This is a genomic window from Mesorhizobium sp. CO1-1-8, assembly GCF_020164875.1.
Lineage (GTDB): Bacteria > Pseudomonadota > Alphaproteobacteria > Rhizobiales > Rhizobiaceae > Mesorhizobium.
This window is the reverse complement of sequence record NZ_JAIUGZ010000004.1, coordinates 498,404-523,062: the sequence shown is the minus strand read 5'-3', so window position 1 is coordinate 523,062 and position 24,659 is coordinate 498,404. Positions and strand designations below refer to the sequence as shown.

Annotated in this window: 25 protein-coding genes; 4 read left to right on the top strand and 21 right to left on the bottom strand. The window is 63.2% G+C overall.

Annotated features, from left to right (window positions below; genetic code table 11):
- Positions 1 to 75 precede the first annotated feature (75 nt).
- From LB558_RS11565 to tesB, 6 genes are all read right to left on the bottom strand, one after another.
- Positions 76 to 759, bottom strand: coding sequence for an outer-membrane lipoprotein carrier protein LolA (locus LB558_RS11565; protein ID WP_127260135.1), 684 nt, complete (start codon positions 757 to 759; stop codon positions 76 to 78).
- A gap of 151 nt (positions 760 to 910) precedes the next feature.
- Positions 911 to 3,586 (bottom strand): DNA translocase FtsK, encoded by a 2,676-nt coding sequence (locus tag LB558_RS11560; RefSeq protein WP_224697663.1) that lies wholly within the window; start codon positions 3,584 to 3,586, stop codon positions 911 to 913.
- Between the two features lie 262 nt (positions 3,587 to 3,848).
- A complete protein-coding gene (locus LB558_RS11555) occupies positions 3,849 to 4,124 on the bottom strand; it encodes a hypothetical protein (protein ID WP_224697662.1) in 276 nt (91 codons plus the stop codon).
- A 353-nt stretch (positions 4,125 to 4,477) separates the two neighbouring features.
- The gene (locus LB558_RS11550) at positions 4,478 to 5,833 is read right to left on the bottom strand and encodes an ammonium transporter (RefSeq protein WP_412033461.1); all 1,356 of its coding nucleotides are present in this window, start codon (positions 5,831 to 5,833) and stop codon (positions 4,478 to 4,480) included.
- 32 nt (positions 5,834 to 5,865) lie between these two features.
- Complete coding sequence (locus LB558_RS11545; protein ID WP_013528889.1) at positions 5,866 to 6,204, bottom strand: P-II family nitrogen regulator; 339 nt, start codon at positions 6,202 to 6,204, stop codon at positions 5,866 to 5,868.
- Positions 6,205 to 6,421: 217 nt separating this feature from the next.
- Positions 6,422 to 7,297 carry an acyl-CoA thioesterase II gene (tesB, locus tag LB558_RS11540; protein ID WP_224697661.1) on the bottom strand — a complete coding sequence of 292 codons (876 nt, stop codon included), beginning with the start codon at positions 7,295 to 7,297 and terminating at the stop codon, positions 6,422 to 6,424.
- A gap of 98 nt (positions 7,298 to 7,395) precedes the next feature.
- Between tesB and LB558_RS11535 the strand changes: the two genes are divergently transcribed.
- Positions 7,396 to 8,673 (top strand): ubiquinone biosynthesis hydroxylase, encoded by a 1,278-nt coding sequence (locus tag LB558_RS11535; RefSeq protein WP_224697679.1) that lies wholly within the window; start codon positions 7,396 to 7,398, stop codon positions 8,671 to 8,673.
- 10 nt (positions 8,674 to 8,683) lie between these two features.
- Here LB558_RS11535 and LB558_RS11530 read toward each other — a convergent pair whose 3' ends face one another.
- The 3 genes from LB558_RS11530 to LB558_RS11520 form a co-directional block, all read right to left on the bottom strand.
- A complete protein-coding gene (locus tag LB558_RS11530) occupies positions 8,684 to 9,211 on the bottom strand; it encodes a hypothetical protein (protein ID WP_024504998.1) in 528 nt (175 codons plus the stop codon).
- A 139-nt stretch (positions 9,212 to 9,350) separates the two neighbouring features.
- Positions 9,351 to 9,707 (bottom strand): YciI family protein, encoded by a 357-nt coding sequence (locus LB558_RS11525; RefSeq protein ID WP_224697660.1) that lies wholly within the window; start codon positions 9,705 to 9,707, stop codon positions 9,351 to 9,353.
- Entirely contained in the window at positions 9,704 to 9,922 is a 219-nt protein-coding gene (locus tag LB558_RS11520; RefSeq protein ID WP_224697659.1) for a hypothetical protein, read from the bottom strand. The genes LB558_RS11525 and LB558_RS11520 overlap by 4 nt, the downstream gene beginning before the upstream one ends.
- 218 nt (positions 9,923 to 10,140) lie before the next feature.
- On the opposite strand from LB558_RS11520, the gene LB558_RS11515 reads away from it, so the two are divergent.
- The gene (locus tag LB558_RS11515) at positions 10,141 to 10,566 is read left to right on the top strand and encodes an OsmC family protein (protein ID WP_224697658.1); all 426 of its coding nucleotides are present in this window, start codon (positions 10,141 to 10,143) and stop codon (positions 10,564 to 10,566) included.
- 55 nt (positions 10,567 to 10,621) lie between these two features.
- Here LB558_RS11515 and LB558_RS11510 read toward each other — a convergent pair whose 3' ends face one another.
- From LB558_RS11510 to LB558_RS11480, 7 genes are all read right to left on the bottom strand, one after another.
- Positions 10,622 to 11,251 carry a YceH family protein gene (locus tag LB558_RS11510; RefSeq protein ID WP_224697657.1) on the bottom strand — a complete coding sequence of 210 codons (630 nt, stop codon included), beginning with the start codon at positions 11,249 to 11,251 and terminating at the stop codon, positions 10,622 to 10,624.
- A gap of 221 nt (positions 11,252 to 11,472) precedes the next feature.
- Positions 11,473 to 13,074 carry a sulfatase-like hydrolase/transferase gene (locus tag LB558_RS11505; RefSeq protein ID WP_224697656.1) on the bottom strand — a complete coding sequence of 534 codons (1,602 nt, stop codon included), beginning with the start codon at positions 13,072 to 13,074 and terminating at the stop codon, positions 11,473 to 11,475.
- Positions 13,075 to 13,600: 526 nt separating this feature from the next.
- A complete protein-coding gene (locus LB558_RS11500; protein WP_224697655.1) occupies positions 13,601 to 14,380 on the bottom strand; it encodes a succinate dehydrogenase iron-sulfur subunit in 780 nt (259 codons plus the stop codon).
- Positions 14,381 to 14,389: 9 nt separating this feature from the next.
- Complete coding sequence (gene sdhA / locus LB558_RS11495; protein WP_224697654.1) at positions 14,390 to 16,225, bottom strand: succinate dehydrogenase flavoprotein subunit; 1,836 nt, start codon at positions 16,223 to 16,225, stop codon at positions 14,390 to 14,392.
- A gap of 1 nt (position 16,226) precedes the next feature.
- Positions 16,227 to 16,622 carry a succinate dehydrogenase, hydrophobic membrane anchor protein gene (gene sdhD, locus LB558_RS11490; protein WP_127260090.1) on the bottom strand — a complete coding sequence of 132 codons (396 nt, stop codon included), beginning with the start codon at positions 16,620 to 16,622 and terminating at the stop codon, positions 16,227 to 16,229.
- Between the two features lie 2 nt (positions 16,623 to 16,624).
- The gene (gene sdhC / locus LB558_RS11485) at positions 16,625 to 17,044 is read right to left on the bottom strand and encodes a succinate dehydrogenase, cytochrome b556 subunit (protein ID WP_224697653.1); all 420 of its coding nucleotides are present in this window, start codon (positions 17,042 to 17,044) and stop codon (positions 16,625 to 16,627) included.
- A 247-nt stretch (positions 17,045 to 17,291) separates the two neighbouring features.
- Positions 17,292 to 17,714: a hypothetical protein gene (locus LB558_RS11480; RefSeq protein ID WP_224697652.1), complete on the bottom strand. Its 423-nt coding sequence runs from the start codon at positions 17,712 to 17,714 to the stop codon at positions 17,292 to 17,294.
- A 272-nt stretch (positions 17,715 to 17,986) separates the two neighbouring features.
- Here LB558_RS11480 and LB558_RS11475 point away from each other — a divergent pair, with 272 nt between their 5' ends.
- Entirely contained in the window at positions 17,987 to 18,349 is a 363-nt protein-coding gene (locus tag LB558_RS11475; protein ID WP_127413735.1) for a hypothetical protein, read from the top strand.
- Here the strand turns inward: LB558_RS11475 and LB558_RS11470 are convergent.
- Together LB558_RS11470 and LB558_RS11465 are read right to left on the bottom strand one after the other, a co-directional pair.
- Complete coding sequence (locus tag LB558_RS11470; protein WP_224697651.1) at positions 18,333 to 19,541, bottom strand: sensor domain-containing diguanylate cyclase; 1,209 nt, start codon at positions 19,539 to 19,541, stop codon at positions 18,333 to 18,335. The genes LB558_RS11475 and LB558_RS11470 overlap by 17 nt on opposite strands.
- A gap of 76 nt (positions 19,542 to 19,617) precedes the next feature.
- Complete coding sequence (locus LB558_RS11465; protein ID WP_224697650.1) at positions 19,618 to 20,814, bottom strand: sensor domain-containing diguanylate cyclase; 1,197 nt, start codon at positions 20,812 to 20,814, stop codon at positions 19,618 to 19,620.
- A 158-nt stretch (positions 20,815 to 20,972) separates the two neighbouring features.
- On the opposite strand from LB558_RS11465, the gene LB558_RS11460 reads away from it, so the two are divergent.
- Positions 20,973 to 21,290, top strand: coding sequence for a hypothetical protein (locus LB558_RS11460; RefSeq protein ID WP_224697649.1), 318 nt, complete (start codon positions 20,973 to 20,975; stop codon positions 21,288 to 21,290).
- Positions 21,291 to 21,329: 39 nt separating this feature from the next.
- Here LB558_RS11460 and leuC read toward each other — a convergent pair whose 3' ends face one another.
- The 3 genes from leuC to LB558_RS11445 form a co-directional block, all read right to left on the bottom strand.
- Positions 21,330 to 22,739 (bottom strand): 3-isopropylmalate dehydratase large subunit, encoded by a 1,410-nt coding sequence (leuC, locus tag LB558_RS11455; RefSeq protein WP_224697648.1) that lies wholly within the window; start codon positions 22,737 to 22,739, stop codon positions 21,330 to 21,332.
- Between the two features lie 271 nt (positions 22,740 to 23,010).
- On the bottom strand, positions 23,011 to 23,646 hold the full coding sequence (locus LB558_RS11450; RefSeq protein ID WP_224697647.1) for a class I SAM-dependent DNA methyltransferase: 636 nt from the start codon (positions 23,644 to 23,646) through the stop codon (positions 23,011 to 23,013).
- A gap of 55 nt (positions 23,647 to 23,701) precedes the next feature.
- Positions 23,702 to 24,508, bottom strand: coding sequence for an amino acid ABC transporter permease (locus LB558_RS11445; RefSeq protein WP_224697646.1), 807 nt, complete (start codon positions 24,506 to 24,508; stop codon positions 23,702 to 23,704).
- Between the last annotated feature and the right edge of the window lie 151 nt (positions 24,509 to 24,659).

Sequence of the window (24,659 nt, the reverse complement as noted above, 5' to 3'; positions counted from 1 at the left end):
CCTCATTCTCGCAAACGCTCTCATCAGGGACGACCGCAAATGGTCACCTCAGATGCCTTGACCAAGACGGATACTCTAGCGCGCCTTGTTGGTGTTGAGCTCGCGGTTCGCCGTATAGTCGATGGCGAAAGTATCCGGCGCAAAGCTGACGCCTTCCTTGGTGTTGAAGATCATCACCGTCGTATCCTTGCCCTGCGCGTCGGTGATCGTCCACTGCCGCAAATCGAAGGTTTTCGGATCGAACATCATCGTGATTTTCGAATTGCCGAACACCGATTTGTCGGCGAGCTGGATGGTGGTGAGGTCATCCTCCTGCTTGACGCTTTTGACGCGGTCGCCGGAGAGGTCGATCCTGGTGTCGAGCAGCAGCTTCAGAGGCGTCTTCGACAACGGATAGAGATCGGACGTGTTGAGCCTCTTGTTCAGGATGACCACCGACTTGCCGTCTGAAATCACCCGGAAATTCGAAGAGCCGTCATAGTTGAAGCGGATCTTGCCCGGCCGTTCAAGGAAGAACTTGCCGCCGGTCTGCTCTCCCTTGGGGCCGAACTGCACGAATTCGCCGCTCATCGATTTGACCGAGGAAAAGTGGTCGGCGATCTTCTGTGCGGCGGCCGGCACAGCCGCCTGCGCCGAAGCCAGCACCTGGAAGCCGGGCACCGCGTTGAAGGCTGCCGCCCCTGCAAACGCCAGGCCGAGGCCCAGCAACTGACGCCGGGAGGGAGCAAATGTGCTGAGCGCTGAAAGATCGTTTTTCATGTCGGTCACTCTCATCCAATTCCTGAGTTGTTCTGTGCTTGGACCCCCAGTTAGGCTGAAATTTGGCGGGTCGGGCGTCCCTCCGTCGCCTCAACGCCTTGAAAGGTTCAAGGTTGCCGGACCGGAATGTCACAAGGGTCAGGCTTTCTGGTCAGAACTTGTCCTCTTCGGTCGGCACCAGGATTTCGCGCTTGCCGGCATGGTTGGCCGGGCCGACGATACCTTCCTTCTCCATCTTCTCGATGATCGAGGCGGCGCGGTTGTAGCCGATGCCCAGCCGACGCTGGATATAGCTGGTCGAGGCCTTGCCATCGCGCAGCACCACGGAAACCGCCTGGTCGTAAGGATCGTCGGAATCCTCGAAATTGCTGTTGCCGCCACCGCCGCCGGAACCACCCTTGCCCGACGGCTCGTCGTCGTCCTCGCCGTCATCCTCGGTGATGGCGTCGAGATATTCCGGCACGCCCTGCAGCTTCAGATGCGCGACGATCTTCTCGACCTCTTCATCGGCGACGAACGGGCCGTGCACGCGCTGGATACGGCCGCCGCCGGCCATGTAGAGCATGTCGCCCATGCCGAGCAGCTGCTCGGCGCCCTGCTCGCCCAGAATGGTGCGGCTGTCGATCTTGGACGTCACCTGGAAGGAGATGCGGGTCGGGAAATTGGCCTTGATGGTGCCGGTGATGACGTCGACCGACGGCCGCTGCGTTGCCATGATGACGTGGATGCCGGCGGCGCGCGCCATCTGCGCCAGGCGCTGCACGGCACCTTCGATGTCCTTGCCGGCGACCATCATCAGGTCGGCCATCTCGTCGATGATGACGACGATATAGGGCATCGGCTCGAGATCGAGGTTCTCGGTCTCGTAGATCGCCTCGCCGGTCTGACGGTCGAAGCCGGTCTGCACGGTGCGCGAGATTTTTTCGCCCTTCTTGTCCGCCTGGCTGACGCGGGCGTTGAAGCCGTCGATGTTGCGCACGCCGACCTTGGACATCTTGCGGTAGCGGTCCTCCATCTCGCGCACGGTCCATTTCAGCGCCACCACCGCCTTTTTCGGATCGGTGACGACGGGCGTGAGCAGATGCGGTATGCCGTCATAGACCGAGAGTTCCAGCATCTTCGGATCGATCATGATCAGCCGGCAGTCCTGTGGCGTCAGCCGGTAGAGCAGCGACAGGATCATGGTGTTGATGGCGACCGATTTGCCCGAGCCGGTGGTGCCGGCGACCAGCACGTGCGGCATCTTGGCGATGTCGACGATGACAGCCTCGCCATTGATGGTCTTGCCCAGCGCCAGCGCCAGCTTGGCCTTCGTGGTCTCGAAGTCGCGGCTGGCCAGAATCTCTCTGAGATAGACGGTTTCGCGCTTGGCGTTCGGCAGTTCGATGCCGATGGCGTTGCGGCCTGGCACCACCGCGACGCGGCAAGCGATGGCGCTCATCGAGCGGGCGATGTCATCGGACAGGCCGATGACCCGCGACGATTTGATGCCGGGCGCCGGTTCGAGTTCATAGAGGGTGACCACCGGACCCGGACGGACGGCAATGATCTCGCCCTTGACGCCGAAATCCTCCAGCACGCCTTCGAGCAGGCGGGCGTTCTGTTCCAGCGCGTCCTTGGACAGGCTGGCGTCGCGCACCACGTTCTTCGGCTCGGAGAGGAAATGCAGCGACGGCATTTCGAATTTTTCGGAACCGATCAGCGATGTCTGCGCCTCGCGCTGCACGCGGGCGCCGGGCACGGGGCGCGCCGCCGGCGCCTCGACGCGGGTGGCTGCGTCGGAACGGAACGGCTGCACCTTGGCGGTCGGCGCGCCGCGGCGTTGCACGGCAGGTTCATCGTCGAAATCGGCATCCTCGCCCGCATTGTCGAAGCGGTCGTCGAAGATGTCGGCATCGTCGGGGTCGAGCGAGGCGCTGCGGTCATTGACCATGGCGGCGAAGAATTCGGGCTCGACGCGGGCACGGCCATCCTGGCTCATCCGCTGCTCGGCGAATTCGGCCGATTCGACCCGCTCGGCGGCGCGGCGCCAGGCGGTGGAGCGCTGCTCCATCTCCGGCTCGTATTCGTCCCGCTCCTGCCTGCGGCGCACGGCGCGGCGGTGCATCCACGCGCGCAGCGACAGCCACCAATGGGTGATGGCGCCGAGCGCCAGGATGCCCTCGTCGCCTTCGTCCTCGTCATTGTCGAACAACAGGTCGTCCTCGCGCGAATCGGCAGCGGGCTCGTCCTCCATCACGGCGAAGCCGTTCTTGCGTCCGATCAGCGCCGAGCCATGGGCGAAGAGCCACAATGCGGGCGCCGACAGCAGGATGGCGATGATGCTGGCGATCAGCCCGGTCGGATAGCCGCCGATGACGACGCCGGGGATCTTCAGCACCATGTCGCCAAACACACCGCCGAGGCCGGTGGGCAGCGGCCAGGTCTTGGGCGGCACCACGCAGCCGACCATCGCCGCGGCCAGCAGAGCGAAGCCGAACCAGGACAGCCCGCGTTTGGGCAGCCGGTCGACGCCGCGTGCGGAAAACAGCAGGAATCCCCAGATGACCGTCGGAACCAGGGCGGCGACGGCGGCGAGGCCGAAGAACTGCATGGCGAGGTCGGAGAACACGGCACCCGCATAGCCCATGGCGTTGGTGACGGTGTTGTTCGTCGCGTGGGAAAAACTCGGATCGGCGACATTCCAGGTGGCAAGGCTGGCAACGCCAAAGGCGGCCAGGGCGAACAGGCCGACGCCAACCAGCCGCCCGACCTGACGCCGCGCGAACGCCTGGATGCCGTGCCCCGTATCGGCCAGCGCGAGCGGTGCTGAAGCCCCTGAACGCATGCTCTTCCCCGTCTGTCATGGTCTCGCCGGGTGCGTGGCGCACTCCGGCAGATTCGGGTCTCAGACTATCGGTGGGAAGGTTAAGGGCGCATTAACTATAAGAGGTTGAGACGCTCAAACCTCTTACCGCCGGTTGAGCCGTATGAGGCAATGATGGACGATGGGCCGATGGGAGCTTCCATCGGACGAAACAATGGCGGGCCTGCGAGCCCGCCATTGGTCGTCTGGAACAAAGATCGGGCCTCGGCCCGATCGCGGCAAATCAGTTGGCGCCGCCGAGCGCCTGCACATTGGCGCAGAATTCCGCATGCGGCTTGCTCATCGCCGCATCCTGGCATTCCTTCTTCATCGCTTCCTGCTTTTCCATCGGCATGGCCATGAAAGCTGCCTTGAAGTCAGCCATCGGCTTCATGGTTTTCATGCCGGAATCCGTGAAGAACGGCGCCATGTTGTCGGGCTCATCCAGAGCACCGGCAAAAGCCACGCCGCCGATCATGGAAAGAGCAAGCGCTCCCAGACAGATGTTCTTGAGGTTCATGAGATGGTTTCCTTCCCTGTTGTTTGGCACGAGCGTCAGAACGACGATCGTCCCCACGGTTCGGAACCAGAGCGGTTGTTGTTTCCTCAAAAAGCTTGATCACACGAACGTGATTGCGCGAAGACGGGCATTGCCGGAACGGCTTGCCAAAAAAAGAGGCCCGGATGCGATCCGGGCCTCAATGCGTGAACTCCTTTCGGGAGCGTCACGACGGGATCTTTTCAAAGCAATTCCAGGAAAACTGTGCAGCGGTTTTCCCGGGAGAAGCGCTGGCGCTTTTCCCTTGGGAATTGCGTCAGAAGACAGGGGGCCGGCGGGAGGAGGGTTCCGCCGGCCCCTTGGCCAAGCTGGCCTTACGGCACCACTTCGCCATGCTGGGAGATGTCGAGGCCTTCGACCTCTTCCTGGGTCGTCGGACGCAGGCCGACCAGCGCCTTGACGATGTAGAGGAGCACGAAGGTGGCAATGCCCGTCCACACGATAGTGACGGCAACGCCGTAGATCTGCTTGCCGAGCGAAGCACCTGCGCCGAGGCTGTTGATCGCCGGGTCGGCGAGCACGCCGGTGAGCAGAGCGCCGATGATACCTCCGACGCCATGCACGCCGAAGGCATCGAGCGAGTCGTCATAGCCGAACATGTGCTTGACCTTGACCGCCGAGAGGTAGCAGACGACGCCGGCGACGATGCCGACGATGAAGGCGCCGGTCGGGTTGACGAAGCCGGAAGCCGGCGTCACCGCGACCAGGCCGGCAACCGCACCCGAGATGATGCCGAGCACGGAAGGCTTCTTGGCGACGATCCATTCGGCGAACATCCAGGCCAGCGCCGCCGCGGCGGTGGCAACCTGGGTGTTGAGCATGGCAGCGCCCGCAAGACCGTCGGCTGCCAGTTCCGAACCGGCGTTGAAGCCGAACCAGCCAACCCACAGCAGCGAAGCGCCGATCACCGAATAGACCAGGTTGTGCGGCGCCATGTTGGTGGTGCCGTAGCCTTCGCGCTTGCCGAGAACCAGCGCGCAGACCAGACCGGCGATACCGGCGTTGATGTGAACGACCGTACCGCCGGCAAAGTCGAGCACGCCCGCCGATCCGAGGAAGCCGCCACCCCAGACCCAATGCGCGACCGGCACGTAGACGACCAGCAGCCACAACGCCGTGAAGATCAGCAGCGCCGAGAACTTCATGCGTTCGGCAAAGGCGCCGGCAATAAGCGCCGGCGTGATGATGGCGAATGTCATCTGGAACATCGAGAACACGAATTCAGGAATGTTGGCGACGCCCGGCAGCCACAGCGAGGCCGTGGTGATGCCGTGATGGAAGAACTTGGAGGTGCCGCCGAGATAGGCGTTCATGCCGCCGCCATCGGAGAAGGCCAGCGAATAGCCGAACATGAACCACAGCACCGTCACCAGACAGGTGATGGCGAAGCTCTGCATGACGGTGGCGAGCACGTTCTTCTTGCGCACCATGCCGCCGTAGAACAGCGCCAGGCCCGGAATGGTCATCATCAGCACCAGGGCCGTCGAGGTCAGCATCCAGGCGGTGTTGCCGGTGTCGAGCACCGGGGTCGGGGCAGCAGCCGGCGCCGCGGCGGCCGCGGCAGGAGCCGCTTCCTGCGCGAAGGCGGCGACCGTGCCCAATGCTGCGAGAGCGAGCGAGCCCAAAAGGGCGGCTCGTCCCGTCGTCTTCAAGGTGGAAGGAATATTCATTGAACTCTCCATTGGGAATACGTGATCGCCGTTCAGAGCGCGTCGGTGTCTGTTTCGCCGGTGCGGATGCGCACCGCCTGATCGATGCCGAAAACGAAGATCTTGCCGTCGCCGATCTGGCCGGTCTTGGCGGCGGCGGTGATGGCTTCAACGGCCTTGTCGACCATGTCGGCACTGACGGCGACTTCGATCTTGATCTTCGGCAGGAAGCTGACCGCGTATTCCGCCCCGCGATAGATCTCCGTATGCCCTTTCTGACGCCCGTAGCCTTTGACTTCGGTGACGGTCAGGCCCTGGATGCCGACGGCGGTAAGCGCTTCGCGTACCTCGTCGAGCTTGAACGGCTTGATGATTGCCATCACGATTTTCATAAGGTTTCACCCTTTGCTGTTGCGGTCCCCCGCGTTTGCACACCTTCACCGATCCCAAAGAGCCGGAGAGTGGCCACAAGGATTCAAGCTCCGTGCCAAGTGCCGAAGCAGGGTGTTAACCCGTTGTAAACAAAGAGGTTAGGGAGCGCATCGACGCAACCTGCCCACAGCTGCGGCGATGCATCTGCTTAAAAATTGGGCAAATTTTGAAAAATGCCTACTCTGCAGGCGGTCGCTTGAGCCGGATCAGCCCTTCCTGCGCAACCGAGGCGATCAGCGTGCCGTCGCGGGCAAACAGCGACCCGCGCGTGAAGCCGCGCGATCCCTGTGTCGACGGGCTGTCCTGCGTGTAGAGCATCCAGTCGTCGAGCGCATGGCTGCGATGGAACCACATGGCGTGGTCGAGGCTCGCCGCCTGGATATCGCGGTCAAAAATAGCGCGGCCATGCGCGAAGGTCGAGGTGTCGAGCAGCGTCATGTCGGAGAGATAGGCGAGCACCGCCGCCTGGATGGCGCGGTCCGCCGGCACCGGACCGGTGGTACGGATCCAGATGTTCTGTTCCGGCTCCAGCTTTTCGCGGCTGGTGTAATGCTTCAGCATCACCGGCTTCATCTCGATCGGCCGGTCGCGCTCCCAGTAGCGTTTGATGCCATCGGGCACTGCCTCGCCGAATTTGCCCAGCAATTCGCGTTGCGACAGCAATGTGTCCGGCCCCGGAACGTCCTGCGGCATCGGCACCTGGTGCTCCAGGCCGACCTCGTCCTGCTGGAACGAGGCTTCGAGCGAAAAGATCGCCTGGCCATGCTGGACCGCCACCACGCGCCGCGTGGTGAAGGAGCCGCCGTCGCGAATACGGTCGACCTCGTAGACGATCGGCACCTTGGTGTCGCCGGGCCGCATGAAATAGCCGTGCAGCGAATGCACGTACCGATCGGGATCCACTGTCCGCTGCGCCGCCACCAGCGCCTGGGCGATGGTCTGGCCGCCGAACACGCGCTGCCAGTCGAGCAAGGGGCTGCGACCACGATACAGATTGTGTTCCAGCTTCTCGAGGTCGAGAATGCCGAGAAGCTCGTCCATGGCTGCCGTCATATTTCGCGCCCTCGCCGCAGAAGTGTTATGGCGGTTTCCGACAGGACGGACAGGCAGTCAAGGGCGCAAGACCCGGCCGGCGCGCAGGAGCGAAGATGATGGAACGCAAGGCGGACACGAAAACCGGGGCTAACGCGAAAACAAGATCCGGGCTCGATGTCCTGGTCGCCGGCGCCGGCTATGTCGGCTTGGCCGCCGCCGTGTCGCTGAAGCAGGCGCGACCGGGCCTCGCCATCGCTCTCGTCGATGCCGCGCCTGCAGGCGCCTGGCAAAGGGATGGCCGCGCCTCGGCCATTGCCGCCGCCGCCTGCCGCATGCTCGAACAGCTCGGCGTGTGGGCCGAGATCGCACCCCAGGCGCAGGCCATCACCGAGATGATCATCACCGATTCGCGCACCGCCGATCCGGTGCGTCCGGTCTTCCTCACCTTCGACGGCGAAGTAGCGCCGGGCGAGCCTTTTGCGCATATGGTCGCCAACAAGGTGCTGAACGGCGCCTTGCGGGCCAGTGCCGAAAAGCTAGACATCGACATCATCGAAGGCGTCGCCGTGCAGGGGTTCGAGACCAATGGCGCCGGCATCACAGTGCATCTCGCCGACGGCGCGACGCTGAAGGCCCGGCTGCTGGTCGCCGCCGACGGCGTCAACTCGAAGCTGCGCGACATGGCCGGCATCAAGACGGTGAAGTGGGAATATGGCCAGTCCGGCATCGTCTGCACGGTGGCGCATGAACGCCCGCACAATGGCCGCGCCGAAGAGCATTTCCTGCCGGCCGGGCCTTTCGCCACACTGCCGCTCAAACCCGGCGAGGACGGCACCAACCGCTCGTCGATCGTCTGGGTCGAACGTACGCCCGATGCCGAGAAGCTGGTGGCCGGTGACGATCTCCTCTTCGAACACGAGCTCGAACAGCGTTTTGGCCTGAAGCTTGGCGAGATCCGCGTCGCCGACAAGCCGCGCGCCTGGCCGCTCGGCCTGACCATTGCGCGCGCCTTCGTAGCACCCCGCGTTGCGCTCGCCGGCGATGCCGCCCATGGCATCCACCCGATCGCCGGCCAGGGCCTCAATCTCGGCTTCAAGGATGTCGCAGCCCTTGCCGAGGTGATCGTCGAGGCCGACCGGCTCGGCCAGGATATCGGCGCGCTCGACGTGCTCGAGCGCTACCAGCAGTGGCGCCGCTTCGACACGGTGCAGATGGGCATCACCACGGACGCGCTGAACCGGCTGTTTTCCAACGATATCGGCCCGCTGCGCACCGTCCGCGACATCGGCCTCGGCCTCGTCGAACGTATGCCGCGCCTGAAGGAGTTCTTCATCCGCCAGGCGTCGGGCCTGTCCGCCGGCACGCCTAGGCTGTTGAAGGGCGAGGCGATTTGAGCGCTATCGCTCAGTTGACCTCGAATCCCAGCTTCTGCCGCAGCCGCAATATCCTCTGGTCGGATATTTCGAGGCGTTTCTCGCCGCCCTGGGCGGCGCGGTTGACCATCTGCAGCAGGTCGTTTCGCTCGGCGACATCGAGACGTTCGCGCAGGAACGGCGCCAGCTTGTCGATGACGACGGTGGTGTCGTCGACCTGCGCCGCCGCCCATTTGGCATAGATCACCGCCTCGTCGGTCTTCTTCTTGTCGGCGATCTCGGAAATCACCGCGCGGATGACAGCCTCGCGCTGCGGCAGGATGGGCCCATCCTCGGAGACGATTGATGTGATCAGCGTAGCCGCCGCGACGACCGGATCATCGATCGCCGTCAGCGGCGACAGCGCCGCCTGCTTGCGCAGCTTCTTGCGACGGATGTTGCCCTGCACGCGCCCGACAACGTCCGCAACCTCGCGAGCCGCGTCGTTCATCGCCTTCATCCGGTACCACCAGAACGCCGCCGCGCCCATCACGCCAAGGATAGCAATCAGGAAAGGCATGTCGAAATCCCCAAGAACCCTGGCGACGATAGGAGAACTCTCGCCTTGCTTCAACGCGCAAAAGTTGCGCACAAAAAGAACCAGAACGATCGTTCAGTCGAATGTCTTGGTTCCGCGTGGCTGTAGCACATGGCGGGGGCTATGACCCCGGCACATCGTAGATCGCCCGCACCTCGATGGTGCCGATTTCGGCCAGCGGGATCTCGCCGGCGATCTCCAGCGCCTGGTCGAGATTGTCCGCCTCGATCATGACGAAGCCGAGCAACTGCTCCTTGGTTTCGGCGAACGGGCCGTCGGTGATCAGCCGCTTGCCCTGGCGTCGCCGCACCGTCTTCGACGTCTTCACCGATTGCAGCGCCTGTGCGACGATCAGCATCCCACGCTGATCCAATGACCGGTCATGAGCCATCGAATCGGCATCGAGCTTGGCCAGACGCTCCGGCGTCATGACATGGAGGTCTTTTTCCTCGCCATAGACCAGGCAGACATATCTCATTTCCAGCTCCCTTGCTGTGACGAACCATAGATCACGGTATCGGTTGAGTCCTTGGCGGCAGCGACATGGTCGAGAAGGCTGACCGCAATGCCGATGATGGCAATTGCCGCAAGCAGCCGGCCGAAGCCGGAGGGCGGCACATGCAGCGGGTCGCTCTCCCCTGGATCAACCGTTCGGCCGGTGCTTGTCCAATGGGCAGAAAATAGATTGTTCATCCGAACCTCCATCCGCCACGAGAATCCGTGGTCGCCCGCAGGACGGTCGGGGCCGATGCAAGTCGACATTTTTGCACGCACATTTTTTGAAAAAATTCGATGAGGCCCGCCGGCGCCGCATGCGCGCGCAAACAGCGCGGTGGCCTTCCCTCGCGCCCGCGCTATAGTTGGGAGGAACGCCGCCTGGCCGGCGCCACCGCTGTAATAAGGAGGAATTCATGGACCGCACCGCAAACGCCGTCTGGAAAGGCAATCTGAAAGAAGGCACGGGCACGCTCGACACCCAGAGTGGAACCCTGAAGGGCACGCCCTATTCGTTCAAGGCGCGCTTCGAGGACGAGAGCGGCAAATCCGGCACCAACCCGGAAGAGTTGATCGCCGCCGCGCATGCCGGCTGCTTTGCCATGCAGTTCTCGCATTTCCTGGCCGAGAACGGCACGCCTGCCACCGAACTCGATGCCAAGGCCGTGGTGACACTGGTTCCAGGCACCGGCATCACCGGCAGCGCCCTCACCGTGATCGGCAAGGTCCCGGGCATCGATGCCGCGAAATTTGGCGAGCTGGCCGAAAAGGCCAAGGCCGGATGCCCGGTGTCGAAGGCGCTCGGCGCCATAAACGTATCGCTCGACGCCAGGCTCGGCTGAGAACGCTGCATCCGGCGTGAAGACCCGGCGCGAATGCCCGGGCGCGCGCCGGGATCTACGCGCCCAGCGCGTCCAGCCGGGCGCGCAGTGCGGCGATTTCCTGCTCCAGCGCCTCCAACCGTACCTCCAGGTCGGAAGCAGGCAGGGCCGATGCACTCCGCTGTGCCGAAAGGGCTGCGACGTCCACCGGGCCGCTGAGGAGATGAACGTAGCGGTCCTCGCGCTGGCCTGGTCCGCGCGGGATTTCCTGGATGAGCGGCGGTCGCCGGCCGATCAGCATGTCGAGCTCGGTGCGCAGATCTTCGATCGACGGGAACCGCGCCATGCGCTCGCTGCGAGCCAGGAGTTCATGTGCCGTCTGCGGCCCGCGCAGCAACAGCAGGCCGATCAAAGCGGCCTGCGGCGTGGTCAGCGAGAAGCGCTGCGCCATCTGGTGCTCGTAGCGCTCGACACGCGAACCGAACATCTGCCGCACCAGCCCCTTTTGTTCGAGCAGCTTCAGCCCCCGGTGCACCTCGGTCTGCTCCAGCGCCATCACCGGCTCGCGCGCCGTCTTCTGGTTGGCGGCGGCCAGTGCCGCGTTGAGCGTCAGCGGATAGACATCCGGCGTCAGCTCCTTCTTCTCGATCAGGCAGCCGAGCACGCGGGCTTCGACGGGAGTAAGGATGGGAAGGTCTTCGCTCATGGCTCTCTCATACCCGAAGCTCCCGATACCATAGCTGTTCGCGAAACGTCTCCTACTTTCGATCGACGGATACAGCGGTGCGTCACACCTTCCGGTCCTTTTTCTCGCATCAGGGCGATCGCTGGCATGGGACATATGCACTGGTGCGCTTCGGCACGCATGCAATATCACCCAAAAGTGGCTCGGGTTTCTGGGAGAACGACATGCATGAAGACGAAAGCTTAAAGCGCATCAGTCCCAGGCGCCGCAGCCTTCCGCTCCGGTTTCGGCTGCCAGAATGATCTGGCCAGCACATCCTCGGCATGGATCGCGTCGTCGAACCGGGCCTGTCCAAGTTCCTGGGCCAGCGTCGGTCGATCCCCGAGCAGCGAGACGCCAAAGGCAGCCTGGCCATTGGGGGGCGGCACGCCCAGCGCGTCCAGGATGGTGGGAAATATGTCAATCGTGCCCGAAAGCCCGGTGCGCGTTTTGGCAGGAACGCCATCCCCCGACAGGGAAAAGAAGTTGCGTCGCTCATGCGTGTTCAGGCGATCCGTCACTTTGCTCGGCGCACTGAGATGATCACTTTGCAACGCCAGGACGGTATTGGCCATCAGACCTTCGGCCTCGGCTTTGTGAATGAACTCCGCGATGAGCATGTTCGTGCATTTCACGGCATGAAGAATGTTGGGGGTTTGTGGAGACAGTCCCGTCTTGCCGATACATTTGTCGGCGAGGTAGCCATCCATCGCATGCCCACCACTGACGGCGATCGTCAGCGAGAACGGTTTGCCGTCCCGTTGCGCGCGCCGCAAGACGTCAAGGCTCAAATCGAGAACCTCGGCGTCATCGGCGCCAAAAGCGCTGCCGCGCCCGGCGACGGCAGCCACGACTTCGGGTCCTCCAAAAAGCGATGAATAGCCATGGGTGGAATAGAATGTCCCCTGGCCTGTGAAGCTGAGTGGCCAACCGGTGACAAAGCTCTGCTGATAGCCCCGCGCCTTCAGGACATCGCCCAGGCAGGTCAGGCCTGGCAGGAACTGCGAACTCTCCTCCAGGTACTGGCGCGTCGTGAAGAACGTCATCAGCAGCGGCGTTCCGCAGTTCGCAGCGACCATCCCTGAGATGGAATTGTTTGTGTAGGCAAGTTGCACCATGTCGGTCGCCGAAACGCCCCGCCTGTCGAATTCGAGTAGCGGCCCCATGACGTCGCCGAACTCCGCCTCGTCCATGTAGGTGCGCTCGGCGCTCTCGATGAAAATATGAATGAGGTTCCTTGGCGCGGTGGTGGCGGACGCTTCTTCTGCCTCCGGCTCTGTCAGAGAGGTGATGTCGACGAACCGCTTGGATAGGAAATCTTGCAGCGGGTTGGGGTGGATCGCGGCGGCGATCGGCCGTGTCAGCATCGGGTTTGCCGCCAGGAAGAACGCCATCAGAGCGACATCCAATCCTCTCGTCAGCGTGCCGCGCGCCTTCAGGGCGCCGAGACCGAAAAGAACGACTAGAATGACCAGCATCGTGCTTCCGGTATTCCACAAATAGTCAAAAACGACACCGGGCGTGAGCATCCCGCCGCCGGCATGCATGAACATCGCACCCCAGTCAAAATAGCCAAAAACACTTTCGAGATAGACATAGACAAGGAAAAGAAAGCAGGGAATGAGCGAAAAATAGAGCCTGAACCACCTGCTTTCTCGCTGATCCACCCTCTTGTCCCGGAGCCCGTCAAACAAGAGAAGCGCGACCAATCCCCCCAGGCCGAGAGCCGCAAGCAGCCCCTTCTCCTGAAAATAGATCAACGACACAAGCCAGGTGAGCGATCCCACTGTTGTGACGCTGATCAATGACCCGAATGCTGAATACCCACTCACGGGGAAGCCGCGCATCACTTTGCTCTCGAGTGACAACCTCGAAAGTGAATATCGAGAACCACTTAATACTATACTAAGGTAATGCTGCACAATCACGCACATTACTTGAGGTGCTGCTAATATACGGCTGTCAAAAAGCCTCGACCTTGGCGAGCGGCATGTTTGGAAACAACGATCAGGCGATCGGCGTGCGCCGGCAATTCATGCGCGGTCGGCTGTCCACCCGATCAGAGCAGGCCAAACAAGACGGACCATGGCGCGGCCGGCGAGAACTGCCGAGCCATCTGAACTGATAACGTGTCGACACGCGAGCCGGACAGTCGCTACACCAGCCCTTCTACTCAAGCAGCTTGGGTGCTTGGTGCATCTCCGTCGGTTGCCATCCCCGGCTCGCACCATCTTTTGGGTGGTGCTCGCTACACATTGAGCGTCAACGGATCCGGCGTCAGTCCCTTCTTTCGACCAGCAAGCCAAGTCTTCGAGACTGCCTTGGCCCCTCCTAAACCCTTCTCTCCACCATCATCTTCTTGATCTCGGCGATCGCCTTGGCCGGGTTGAGGCCCTTGGGGCAGGTCTGGGCGCAGTTCATGATGGTATGGCAGCGATAGAGCCGGAACGGGTCTTCGAGGTTGTCGAGCCGCTCACCGGTGGCCTCGTCGCGGCTATCGATCAGCCAGCGATATGCCTGCAGAAGCGTTGCCGGGCCGAGATAACGGTCGCCGTTCCACCAATAGCTCGGGCACGAGGTCGAGCAGCAGGCGCACAATATGCATTCGTAGAGCCCGTCGAGCTTCTCGCGGTCCTCATGGCTCTGCAGCCACTCCTTGGCCGGCTCCGGCGACACCGTCTTCAGCCAGGGTTGGATCGACGCATGCTGGGCGTAGAAATTGGTGAGGTCGGGCACCAGGTCCTTGACCACCTGCATATGCGGCAGCGGATAGACTTTTACCGCGCCGGAAATGTCGTCGCAGCCCTTGGTGCAGGCGAGCGTGTTGGAACCGTCGATGTTCATGGCGCAGGAGCCGCAAATGCCTTCGCGGCAGGAACGCCGCAAGGCCAGCGTCGGGTCGATCTTGTTCTTGATCCACAGCAGCGCGTCGAGCACCATCGGCCCGCAATCGTCCATGTCGACGAAATAGGTGTCGATGCGCGGGTTCTCGTCATCGTCCGGCGACCAGCGGTAGATGCGGTATTCCCGCAGATTGGTGGCGCCCTCCGGCTTCGGCCAGGTCTTCCCCGGCTTGATCTGCGAATTCTTGGGGAGCGTGAGTTCAACCATGTTCGATCCTCAATACACTCTGGCCTTGGGCGCGATCTTGGCGAGGCTGATGCCGCCGTCCTTTTCAGCCAGCTGCGGCTCGGTGTGCACTGGCCGGTAGGAGAGGGCCACCTTGCCGTCTTCGCTCAGCCTGGCCAGCGTATGCTTGCGCCAGACCGCGTCGTCGCGCGCCGAAAAGTCCTCGCGTGCGTGCGCGCCACGGCTCTCCTTGCGCGCCTCGGCGCTGTAGACCGTGGTGATGGCATTGGCCATCAGGTTTTCCAGTTCCAGCGTCTCGACCAGATCGGAGTTCCAGATCATCGAGCGGTCGGACACTTTGATGTCCTTCAACTCGCCCCAGATCTGCGAAATGCGCTTGCAGCCGTTTTCGAGGGACTCCTGCGTGCGGAATACGGCTGCGTCTTCCTGCATCGCCTTCTGCATCTTTTCACGCAGCACCGCCGTCGGCGTCGAGCCGTTGGCGTGGCGCAGCCGGTCGAAGCGGTCCATGATCTTTTCGACCGAGGCTTCGTTGGGCGAAGGGATCGCCGACTTGCGGTCGATGACCTGGCCGGCGCGGATCGCGGCCGCGCGGCCGAACACCACAAGATCGATCAGCGAATTCGAACCGAGCCTATTGGCGCCATGCACGGAGGCGCAGCCGGCTTCGCCGACAGCCATCAATCCGGGCGACACCTGATCTGGATTGAACGCCGTCGGATTGAGCACCTCGCCCCAGTAATTGGTCGGCACGCCGCCCATATTGTAGTGGACCGTGGGCAGCACCGGGATCGGCTCCTTGGTCAGGTCGACACCGGCAAAGATCTTGGCCGATTCCGAAATGCCCGGCAGCCGCTCATGCAGGACGGCGGGATCAAGATGGTCGAGATGCAGGAAGATGTGGTCTTTGTTCTTGCCAACGCCGCGACCCTCGCGGATTTCCAGCGTCATGCAGCGCGAGACGACATCGCGCGAGGCAAGGTCCTTGGCTGACGGCGCATAGCGCTCCATGAAGCGCTCGCCCTCGGAATTGACGAGATAGCCGCCCTCGCCGCGCGCACCCTCGGTGATCAGGCAGCCGGCGCCATAGATGCCGGTCGGGTGGAACTGCACGAATTCCATATCCTGCAGCGGGAACCCCGCCCGCGCGGCCATGCCGCCGCCGTCGCCGGTGCAGGTGTGCGCGGAGGTGGCCGAGAAATAGGTGCGGCCATAGCCGCCGGTCGCCAGCACCACCATCTTGGCCGAGAAGCGGTGGATGGTGCCGTCATCGAGGTTCCAGGCGACGACGCCGGTACAGGTGCCGTCCGGCTCCATGATCAGGTCGAGCGCGAAATACTCGATGAAGAACTGCGCGTTGTTCTTCAGCGACTGGCCATAGAGCGTGTGCAGGATGGCGTGCCCGGTGCGGTCGGCGGCGGCACAGGTGCGCTGCACCGGCGGGCCTTCGCCGTAATTCATCATGTGGCCGCCGAACGGCCGCTGGTAGATCTTGCCCTCTTCAGTGCGCGAGAACGGCACGCCGTAATGTTCGAGCTCGTAGACCGCGGCCGGCGCTTCGCGCACCAGATATTCCATGGCATCGACATCGCCCAGCCAGTCCGAGCCCTTGACGGTGTCGTACATGTGCCACTGCCAGGAATCGGGACCCATGTTGGACAGCGAGGCGGCAATGCCGCCTTGCGCCGCCACCGTGTGCGAGCGGGTCGGGAACACCTTGCTGATGCAGGCGGTGCGCAGGCCCTGTTCGGCCATGCCGAGCGTGGCGCGCAGGCCGGCGCCGCCGGCGCCGACGACCACCACGTCGAACTTGTGGTCGACAAAGGTATAGCCTGCCGTGTTGGCTTGTTTTGCGTCCTTGGCCAACTCAGCCTCCGAATGCCAGCTTAAGCAGGGCGAAGATCGAGGCGACGCCGACCGCTATGGTGAAAAATGTATTGAGCGCGATCAGCGCCAGCTTCATGCCTTCGCCATGCACGTAATCCTCGATGATCACTTGCATGCCGAGCCGCATGTGGATGAGCCCGGAGATGAGCACCAGGGCCATCACCAGCGCCACGAACGGGTTGGCAAGGGCTGCCCGCACATGCGCGTGGTCGGCGCCATTGAGCGCGATCAGGAAACCGACGAAGAACAGGATCAGCGGGATGTTGGCGATCGCGGTCAGGCGCTGGCGCCAGAAATGCCCGGTTCCCTCGCGGGCGGAGCCGAGGCCGCGGACCTTTGCCAGCGGCGTGCGCATGTCGGTGTTTTTGCCGCTCATGATCAGGCTCCCCGCGCCATAGTGCCGACGATCCAGATCAGCAGCGTGAGCAGGATCGAACCGGCCAGCGTCGCCCAGGCGATCTTCGAGGCGGTATGCTTCTCCAGGCCCGCGCCGGTGTCCCAGACCAGATGGCGCACGCCACCCAGCATATGGTGCATCAGCGCCCAGGTGTAGCCGAACAGGATGAGCCGGCCGAGCCAGGTGCCGAAGGCCCAATTGGCCCAATCGAAGGTCGCCTGCGAGCTTGCCGTCGCCATCAGCCACAGGGCGACCAGCAGCGTGCCGAAATACAGCGCGCCACCGGTGATGCGATGAATGATCGACATCGTCATGGTGATCGGCGGCCGGTACACGGTGAGGTGCGGCGAAATCGGCCGTTCACGTCTGGCAAATTCGCGGGTGGCTGGTGATCTGCTCATGGCTCCCCCAGTTCGGCGTCTCTCTGGAGCCTCAGGTGGAAATGCGGCATTGCCGCCTCCGGTTGCGACTTCGGACAGCCGGTTTCTAATGCTCTTTTTGCACCGCGTCAAAGCCAGAAAACCGTTTCATGAACGTCATTTAGTCTGACTAAAAGGCAGGCTTGGGCTTCAATCGATTAGGCCGGGAGGCCCGAGCCCGGCTCGCTATCGCTGCAGTGCAACATGTCTGGCCCGGGACCCAGCGGCATTAGCGTTTGCAGGTCTGCGGCGTCGACCCCTTCTTCATCACCAGCGCTTCGCGTCCGTCGATCACGATTGCGTCATGTGTGGCCGCCTGGTAGCGGCTGCTCTGGTTGGCGGGCGACGCCGCAAACTCTTCGGTTGCGCCGTCGGACCCGACCACATGCAACGACGTACCGAGATTTTGGATCGTAATCATACCGTTGTTGCCGCATCTGTAGGTGCCTATGCCGGATCGCGGCGCAGTAAGGTCGGTGATGATCTTGGTTGCAGCTGCCGGAGGCGCCGCGGCTGCGACGGACTGCTGAGCCGGCGCAGGTGAGACGACGACGGTGTTGGCCGCCTTCGGCGCGCTGTCCTGTGGCACACAGGCAGCGACGGCACCGAGCAACGGGAAAACGGACATCCAAATCGGCCGGCGTAGCGCCATATGCTGTCCTCCCGCGCGGCAAACCAGCCGTGATGCTTTGCCAAGATCAAGGTCATCCCGACGCCGAGACGGACACCAGCCCGATGGTGCGGCCAAGCATGGCCGAATGACGGCCACCGCGTTTTCCATCCAGTCGGATATTAACGGATATTAACGGATATTAACCATGTTTACCGAGACATCGTCGCCAAACGCGCCGGCCTCTTAACAAAGGTTAAGAAAACGTTAATTTCTGATTCGAGGAGGCTTTCCCTCAAGGCACGGAGGACGCCATGCGTTCAAATTCAGGCAGATCGCGCCTTGCGGCGCTCATCGTGGCGGCCTCGGTCGTCGGCCTTGCAGCGCCAGCGCTTGCCGGCGCGCGGCATCAGGATCGCGTCTACGCCGATTCCTTCGGCAACCTCGTCGTCGACAGCGCCGCCGGCTACAAGCGCATCATCGTCGGCCAAGGCAGGCTGGCCAAGCAGCTCTCCGACTACACCAGCGCCGGCCAGCCCAAGGTGATCTACGAGAACGAAGCCGACGAAATCAGCGGTTATAGCGATTGCTACCGGCCGCCGGTGCTGGTGAAGGGCCGCTCCTATATGTACGGTCTCTCCGACGGCGAGATGCCCGAGCTCAGCCCCTGCCGCTAGCTTCCATTCCGGCCGACGACCAGTTGCCGGCGGGCCCGGCCGAAACGCGCACGCAATCGCGCCCGGCATTCTTCGCCTGATAGAGCGCCTGGTCGGCGCGCCGCATCAGATCGGCAAAGTCTTCGCTCGGGTGAAGTTCGGCGACGCCGAAGCTTGCGGTGCAGCGGTTGTCAGCCGGCAGTCCGTCGATGGGCAGCGCGCCGAAGGCGCTGCGCGTGCCCTCGGCGAACAGGCGGGCCGCGGCAAGGTTGGTTCCCCGCAGGATGATGGCGAACTCCTCGCCGCCAATGCGGCCGGCAACGTGATGCGCGGCGGCGGCCTCGCGCAGGAAGCCCGCAAAAGTCTCGATCACCCGGTCGCCTGACGCATGGCCGAAACTGTCGTTGACGCTCTTGAAATGGTCGAGATCGGCGATGACCAGCGCGACCGGCACGCCTTGCCGCATCGCGCTAAGCACCGCCAGCTCGGCATGGCGGGTGAAGCCGCCGCGGTTGAGCAGGCGCGAAAGCGTGTCCGTCTCCGACTTCGACGTCACTTCGGCAAGCACGTCGCGAACCAGGATGGCCAGCATCAGCAGCGCCAGCGCCAGCGCAAACACAGTGCCGAGCGATTGCGACACCAGCGCGTAGTTGCTTTGCAGATAGGCCTGCGGATTGGCGCCCCAGCCGCCAAGCCCGTGCGCGATGAACGGCTTCGAGGCAAACTGCAGGCCGCTCGCCGCCAGCACGGCCATCAGGATGCGATCGAGACGGGCAAGCTTTTGCCTCGACGACCAGACGATGGCCAGCCCGATGAACTGCATGACCGCATAGGGAAGCTGGTAGGCCATCATGCGGACCAGCGACTGGCGCGGCAGGTCCTGCACGAAATACACAGCTATGGTGGTGGCGACCAGGAACAACAGCATCGGCTTCCAGGGCGGCGCGACGCCGTATTTGCGGGCAAGCCCGCCATTGAACGCAATGGTGGCGGCAAGGAAGACCGCGAAGGCGGCAACGACCGGGAGCCGCGCGTCGGCAAAAGCGGGAATGGAGAATTCGATGGCCGAATAGGCCATGCCCAGCACATAGCCAAATGCCAGCCAGCGCGCCGGCGCGCGGCCGACATCATGGAAGGCGACCGCCATGAAGGATGCCGCCAGCAGGCCGGCAACCGACAAATTGATCAACAGGATGAAGTTGGCGCCGCTCATGTTCTCCCGCACCCGCGCCGACAGCTAAGCATCGACGGGCGAAGAAGACGTTAACGCCATCCCGCCCGGGCAGGATTCAGCCGGTCTTGAGCGGCTCCGGCAGGAACGCCGTTTCCGGCCGCTCATAGGACAGGCGTACACTGTCGCGGCCGTTCTTCTTGGCTTTGTAGAGCGCATCGTCGGCACGGCGCATCAGCGGCTCCAGCGCCTCGCCACCGCTGCGGGCCGCCACGCCGAAGCTTGCCGTCACCTTCGTTCCAACGGGAAGCCCGTCGACATGGCCGGCCGAATAGACGGTGCGCACCGCCTCGGCGAACAGCCGCGCCGCGGCAAGATCGCTGAGTGGCAGCAGCACCGCGAATTCCTCGCCGCCGATACGCCCGGCAACACCGCGCGCGCCGGCCGCCGACCGAAGCTTGGCGGCGAAGTCGGCGATCACGCGATCCCCCGCTCCATGCCCATGCATATCGTTGAGCGCCTTGAAATGATCGAGGTCGGCCAGCACCAGCGCGACCGGAAACCGGGCCGAGGCACAGTGCTGCAAGAGCAGCATGCCTCGCTCCTCGAAGCCACGCCGGTTGAGCAGGCCCGACAGGGGGTCGGTATAGGTTTCAGTCTTCAACGCCTTCAACACGTCGAGTGCCGCGGCGGAAAACAGGCACAGCGCGATGAGCAGCGAGAGCAGCGCGTGCGACAGCAGCGCCGTCGTCCAATAGGACGAGCCGTAGAACCCGTCATAGCTGGCGAAGGGCCCATGCGCGACGACGACGGCAAGGGTGCGCACAAAGAAATTGGCGCCCGACAGCAGCGACAGCACGAACAGGATTTTTTCGGTCGGGCCGTTGTTGCGCACCGGGCGCAGTTCGGCGGCAACCAGAAGGCTGATACCGCCGAAAGCGAAATTCATCGCCAGGATACGCCAGGTGAGATCCGGCGCGACGAACAGGAACCAGCAGAACGACGCCAGGCCGCCGGCGGCGAGCACGCCGATCCCCACAGAGGGCACCTTGCGGCCATAGCGGTGGATGACGGCGCCGGACAGGCAGCAAGCGGCGATAGTGAAGCAGATGTTCGACACCAGCTTGGTCAGCGGCATGCCCATGGGCAAGGTGAAATACTGGAGCAGGAAGCCGACCGCAGAGAGGCTGTAGCTGATCGCCAGAACGGCCAGATAGGGACGGTGGCGCTGATAGGACCACAGCACGAGGAATGCCGCGCCGAGCGCCAGCGCGATCGTCGGGTTGAGCAGCGCTATGAGCAGACCGGTGTCCAAACGACTGGTATTTCCCCGCTTACGTCAGGGAAGAGCTTAGAGGGCAAGCGCAAACAAGCGGTTAAGCGAAAGCGGTAAGCAGGACCGCCGTCTCAACATAATGCCAGGGAACCGCAGTCTCCGGTCAGCGTTCCTCCGTTCACAATCTGGAGCTACCCATGGCCGACACGATCACACTGACCGACCACGATGCGATCCGTTCGTGGACTGCCGGGCGCGCCGGCTTTCCCGCAATCGTCGACATATCGCCCGAGGCGGGGACGCAGCCCATGTTGAGGCTGGTCTTCGGCCAGCACGCCTATCAGGATCAGGACCAGCCTGAACGGCCGCTCAATGCGGGAGGCTATGAACTCGTCGAATGGGACGAATGGTTCAAGCTCTTCGAGGAACAACAGCTTGCGCTTGTGGTCGCGGCCGAACAGCCGGGGCGCCGCGAAGAGTTCCACGAACTCGTCCGCCGTGACGGGGAGCTTTGAACCCGAGCCCACGCGGCTCGGGTTCTGTTCAAGTCCGGGTTACTTCCACTCGCGGATGTCGACGAAGTGGCCGGCGATCGCCGCCGCAGCCGCCATTGCCGGCGACACCAGATGGGTGCGGCCCTTGAAGCCTTGCCGGCCCTCGAAATTGCGGTTCGAGGTCGAGGCGCAGCGTTCATGCGGCTTTAGCCGGTCGTCGTTCATGGCCAGGCACATCGAACAGCCCGGCTCGCGCCAGTCGAAGCCGGCGGCGATAAAGATCTTGTCGAGCCCTTCGGCTTCCGCCTGTTCCTTGACCAGGCCGGAGCCCGGCACGATCATCGCATCGACATGCGGGCTGACCGTCTTGCCTTCGACCACCTTGGCGACGGCGCGCAGATCCTCGATGCGGCCATTGGTACAGGAGCCGATGAAGACGCGGTCGAGCGTGATGTCGGTGATCTTGGTGCCCGGCGTCAAACCCATATAGTCGAGCGCGCGCTGCTTGGAGGTGCGCTTGTTTTCATCGGTGATGTCGTCCGGGTTCGGCACGATGCCTTGCACCGACACGACATCCTCGGGCGAGGAGCCCCAGGAGACGATCGGCGGCAGCTTGGCCGCGTCGAGCACGATCACCTTGTCGAAATGCGCGCCTTCGTCGGACTGCAGCGTCTTCCAGTATTCGAGTGCCGCATCCCAGGCCGCACCCTTCGGCGCGCGAGGTTTGTCCTTGACATAGGCGAAGGTCGTCTCGTCGGCGGCGATCAGGCCGGCGCGCGCGCCGCCTTCGATCGACATGTTGCAGATCGTCATGCGGCCTTCCATCGACAGCGCACGGATCGCCTCGCCGGCATATTCGATGACATAGCCGGTGCCGCCGGCAGTGCCGATCTCGCCGATGATGGCCAGGATGATGTCCTTGGCGGTGACGCCTTCCGGCAAACGGCCGTCGACACGCACCAGCATGTTCTTGGCCTTGCGCTGGATCAGCGTCTGTGTCGCCAGAACATGCTCGACCTCGGATGTGCCGATGCCATGCGCCAGCGCACCGAAAGCGCCGTGCGTCGAGGTGTGGCTGTCGCCGCAGACGATGGTCATGCCGGGCAGTGTAAAGCCCTGCTCAGGACCGATGATGTGGACGATGCCCTGGCGAATATCGTTCTCGGAATAATATTCAACGCCGAAATCCCTGGCGTTCTTGGCCAGCGCCTCGACCTGAATACGGCTTTCCTCGTTTTTGATGCCGAACTTGCGCTCGGGCGAGGTCGAGACATTGTGATCGACCACGGCCAGCGTCTTTTCCGGATGCCGGACCTTACGGCCGGTCATGCGCAGGCCTTCGAAGGCCTGCGGGCTGGTCACTTCATGGACGAGGTGGCGGTCGATGTAGAGCAGGCAGGTCCCGTCATCCTGGCGGTCGACGACATGGTCGTCAAAAATCTTGTCGTAGAGTGTGCGCGGTGCGCTCATGTGCGTAAATCCGTCGATATGAGAAGGGGAAAGAGCAGACGCCTGACTTTCGGCCCGGCGAAAACGACCTGGACAGGTCGGCCTAGGGTAGTCGGCTGGTCAGCGCTCCGGACACGCGCGCGGAGAAGCGCGACGGCAGGCGTTTCCTGTCCTGCAGCACGAACCCCTTGTAGGCCGGATCGCCAAAAAGCTCTTCCATGGCGTGGCTCATACCAATGTTTTGGGTTTTCGGCAATTGCGGCGTGTCTTCGCAGAACCCAAACCTCTCCGCTCAAACCACTACAAACACAAAGGTCTTCACCAGCGCGTCAGGTTCGGCGATCGCATAGCAGCGGAACCAGGGGCTCTCCTCGACCGGTCGCCATCGCTTCGCTTGCTCCAGCTCGTCGAATACGGCCTGAAAGCCGCCGCTCTCGAACACCTGGTCACGCACGGTGAAGATGGCATGGCCACCCTTGCGGGTGATGCGCACCAGTTCGTGCAGGCCGGATGCCGGCGCATGGCTGATGGTGAACACGCCGGTCGAGAAGAAGGCGCGGAAATACCCGTCCGGCCACGGCAACGTTTCGCCCAGCATCGCCTGCTTCAGTTCGCTGTAGGCATTGCGGCTGCCGGCGATCCTCAGCATATCGTCCGAGAGGTCGAGCCCCGCAATATCGCGGTAACCGAGCGCCTGCAGCGACGGTCCCGACAGGCCGGTGCCGCAGCCGGCGTCGAGCAAGGGGCCATCGCCCGCCGGCACATGGCGCGCCACCCAGGCGGTGATCAGGAAAGGCAGGAGGTAGCCGAGCGAGGCGGTCTCGCTGTCATAGGTCGCAGCCCACGCGGCATAGGCCTCTTCAAGCGCTTCCGGCGTGTCGGCCGTATAGACGGAATCCAGCGCCGCATTGGCTTTGTCGACGATCATGGGGACCTCCTCAACGGGAATGCTTGGGGATCGTAGCGCTGCCTTCGCCGAAAGACTATTCCTCGTGCTGGCGGCGCAGCCGCCGCTCCAACGCCCTGAGCGCCAGCGACAGGCCGACGGTCAGGATGAGATAGATGTAGGCTGTTATCGAATAGGTCTCGAAGAAGCGAAAGGAGCCGGCGGCGTAGACCTTGCCCATCTGCGTGATGTCGGCAACGCCGAGCACCGAGACCAGCGAGGAATCCTTGACCAGCGCGACGAAATCATTGCCGAGCGGCGGCAGGATGGTGCGGATCGCCTGTGGGAACACGATCAGCCGGAAACGCTGCGCGCGGGTCAGCCCAAGCGCCTTCGCTGCCTCGATCTGGCCTTTCTCCACCGACTGGATGCCGGCCCGGAAAACCTCCGAGATGAAAGCCGAATAGCCGATGGTCAGCGCCATGATGGCGCGCCACAGCAGCGAAACGTCGCGCACCAAAAGCTCGCCGAACAGGCCGGCGCTTTGCAGCGGCGCGGTCAGTGCGTTCCAGGCCGCGACGAAGGCCGGCGCGCCGGCAAAGGCGATCCAGAACAGAAGCACCAGGATCGGCACGCCGCGGATGATCTCGACGTAGAAGCGCGCGATCTGGCGCAGCCAGCGCGAACCGGACATTCCCATCAGCGCGATGCCGAGCCCAATGGCCGAAGCCAGCACGAAGGCGATCACGGTGACGAAGATGGTGACGCCGATGCCCTTGGCGACCGTGGCGAAGACCTGGGCATAGAGATTGCTGGTGGCGACGAAGACGGCCACCGCGATCGCGATGGCTGCGGCAACGACAAGCCACCAGGGGAAATCGGGTTTTGAGGAAGGGCCCCGCATCAAAAGGTTCGCGCCAAGGCACCCCCCTCTGGCCTGCCGGCCATCTCCCCCTCAAGGGGGGAGATTGGCAGCCTTGATGACCACGCCTTTTCTCTAACGTTGGTGATTGGCGAAAGCAGAAGAAACGGCCAATCTCCCCCCTTGAGGGGGA

Bases quoted from the DNA above. Each gene is read 5' to 3' on its own strand.
- LB558_RS11500 (WP_224697655.1), bottom strand. From the start codon at position 14,380: ATGGTTGAACTCACGCTCCCCAAGAATTCGCAGATCAAGCCGGGGAAG.
- sdhD (WP_127260090.1), bottom strand. From the start codon at position 16,622: ATGAGCGGCAAAAACACCGACATGCGCACGCCGCTGGCAAAGGTCCGC.
- LB558_RS11480 (WP_224697652.1), bottom strand. From the start codon at position 17,714: ATGGCGCTACGCCGGCCGATTTGGATGTCCGTTTTCCCGTTGCTCGGT.
- LB558_RS11565 (WP_127260135.1), bottom strand. From the start codon at position 759: ATGAAAAACGATCTTTCAGCGCTCAGCACATTTGCTCCCTCCCGGCGT.
- LB558_RS11510 (WP_224697657.1), bottom strand. From the start codon at position 11,251: ATGAGCGAAGACCTTCCCATCCTTACTCCCGTCGAAGCCCGCGTGCTC.
- LB558_RS11525 (WP_224697660.1), bottom strand. From the start codon at position 9,707: ATGAGATATGTCTGCCTGGTCTATGGCGAGGAAAAAGACCTCCATGTC.
- LB558_RS11445 (WP_224697646.1), bottom strand. From the start codon at position 24,508: ATGCGGGGCCCTTCCTCAAAACCCGATTTCCCCTGGTGGCTTGTCGTT.
- leuC (WP_224697648.1), bottom strand. From the start codon at position 22,739: ATGAGCGCACCGCGCACACTCTACGACAAGATTTTTGACGACCATGTC.
- LB558_RS11530 (WP_024504998.1), bottom strand. From the start codon at position 9,211: ATGCCTTTCCTGATTGCTATCCTTGGCGTGATGGGCGCGGCGGCGTTC.
- LB558_RS11545 (WP_013528889.1), bottom strand. From the start codon at position 6,204: ATGAAAATCGTGATGGCAATCATCAAGCCGTTCAAGCTCGACGAGGTA.
- LB558_RS11460 (WP_224697649.1), top strand. From the start codon at position 20,973: ATGGCCGACACGATCACACTGACCGACCACGATGCGATCCGTTCGTGG.
- LB558_RS11550 (WP_412033461.1), bottom strand. From the start codon at position 5,833: ATGAATATTCCTTCCACCTTGAAGACGACGGGACGAGCCGCCCTTTTG.
- LB558_RS11520 (WP_224697659.1), bottom strand. From the start codon at position 9,922: ATGAACAATCTATTTTCTGCCCATTGGACAAGCACCGGCCGAACGGTT.
- LB558_RS11555 (WP_224697662.1), bottom strand. From the start codon at position 4,124: ATGAACCTCAAGAACATCTGTCTGGGAGCGCTTGCTCTTTCCATGATC.
- LB558_RS11470 (WP_224697651.1), bottom strand. From the start codon at position 19,541: ATGAGCGGCGCCAACTTCATCCTGTTGATCAATTTGTCGGTTGCCGGC.
- tesB (WP_224697661.1), bottom strand. From the start codon at position 7,297: ATGACGGCAGCCATGGACGAGCTTCTCGGCATTCTCGACCTCGAGAAG.
- sdhC (WP_224697653.1), bottom strand. From the start codon at position 17,044: ATGAGCAGATCACCAGCCACCCGCGAATTTGCCAGACGTGAACGGCCG.
- LB558_RS11450 (WP_224697647.1), bottom strand. From the start codon at position 23,646: ATGATCGTCGACAAAGCCAATGCGGCGCTGGATTCCGTCTATACGGCC.
- LB558_RS11535 (WP_224697679.1), top strand. From the start codon at position 7,396: ATGGAACGCAAGGCGGACACGAAAACCGGGGCTAACGCGAAAACAAGA.
- LB558_RS11515 (WP_224697658.1), top strand. From the start codon at position 10,141: ATGGACCGCACCGCAAACGCCGTCTGGAAAGGCAATCTGAAAGAAGGC.
- LB558_RS11475 (WP_127413735.1), top strand. From the start codon at position 17,987: ATGCGTTCAAATTCAGGCAGATCGCGCCTTGCGGCGCTCATCGTGGCG.
- LB558_RS11560 (WP_224697663.1), bottom strand. From the start codon at position 3,586: ATGCGTTCAGGGGCTTCAGCACCGCTCGCGCTGGCCGATACGGGGCAC.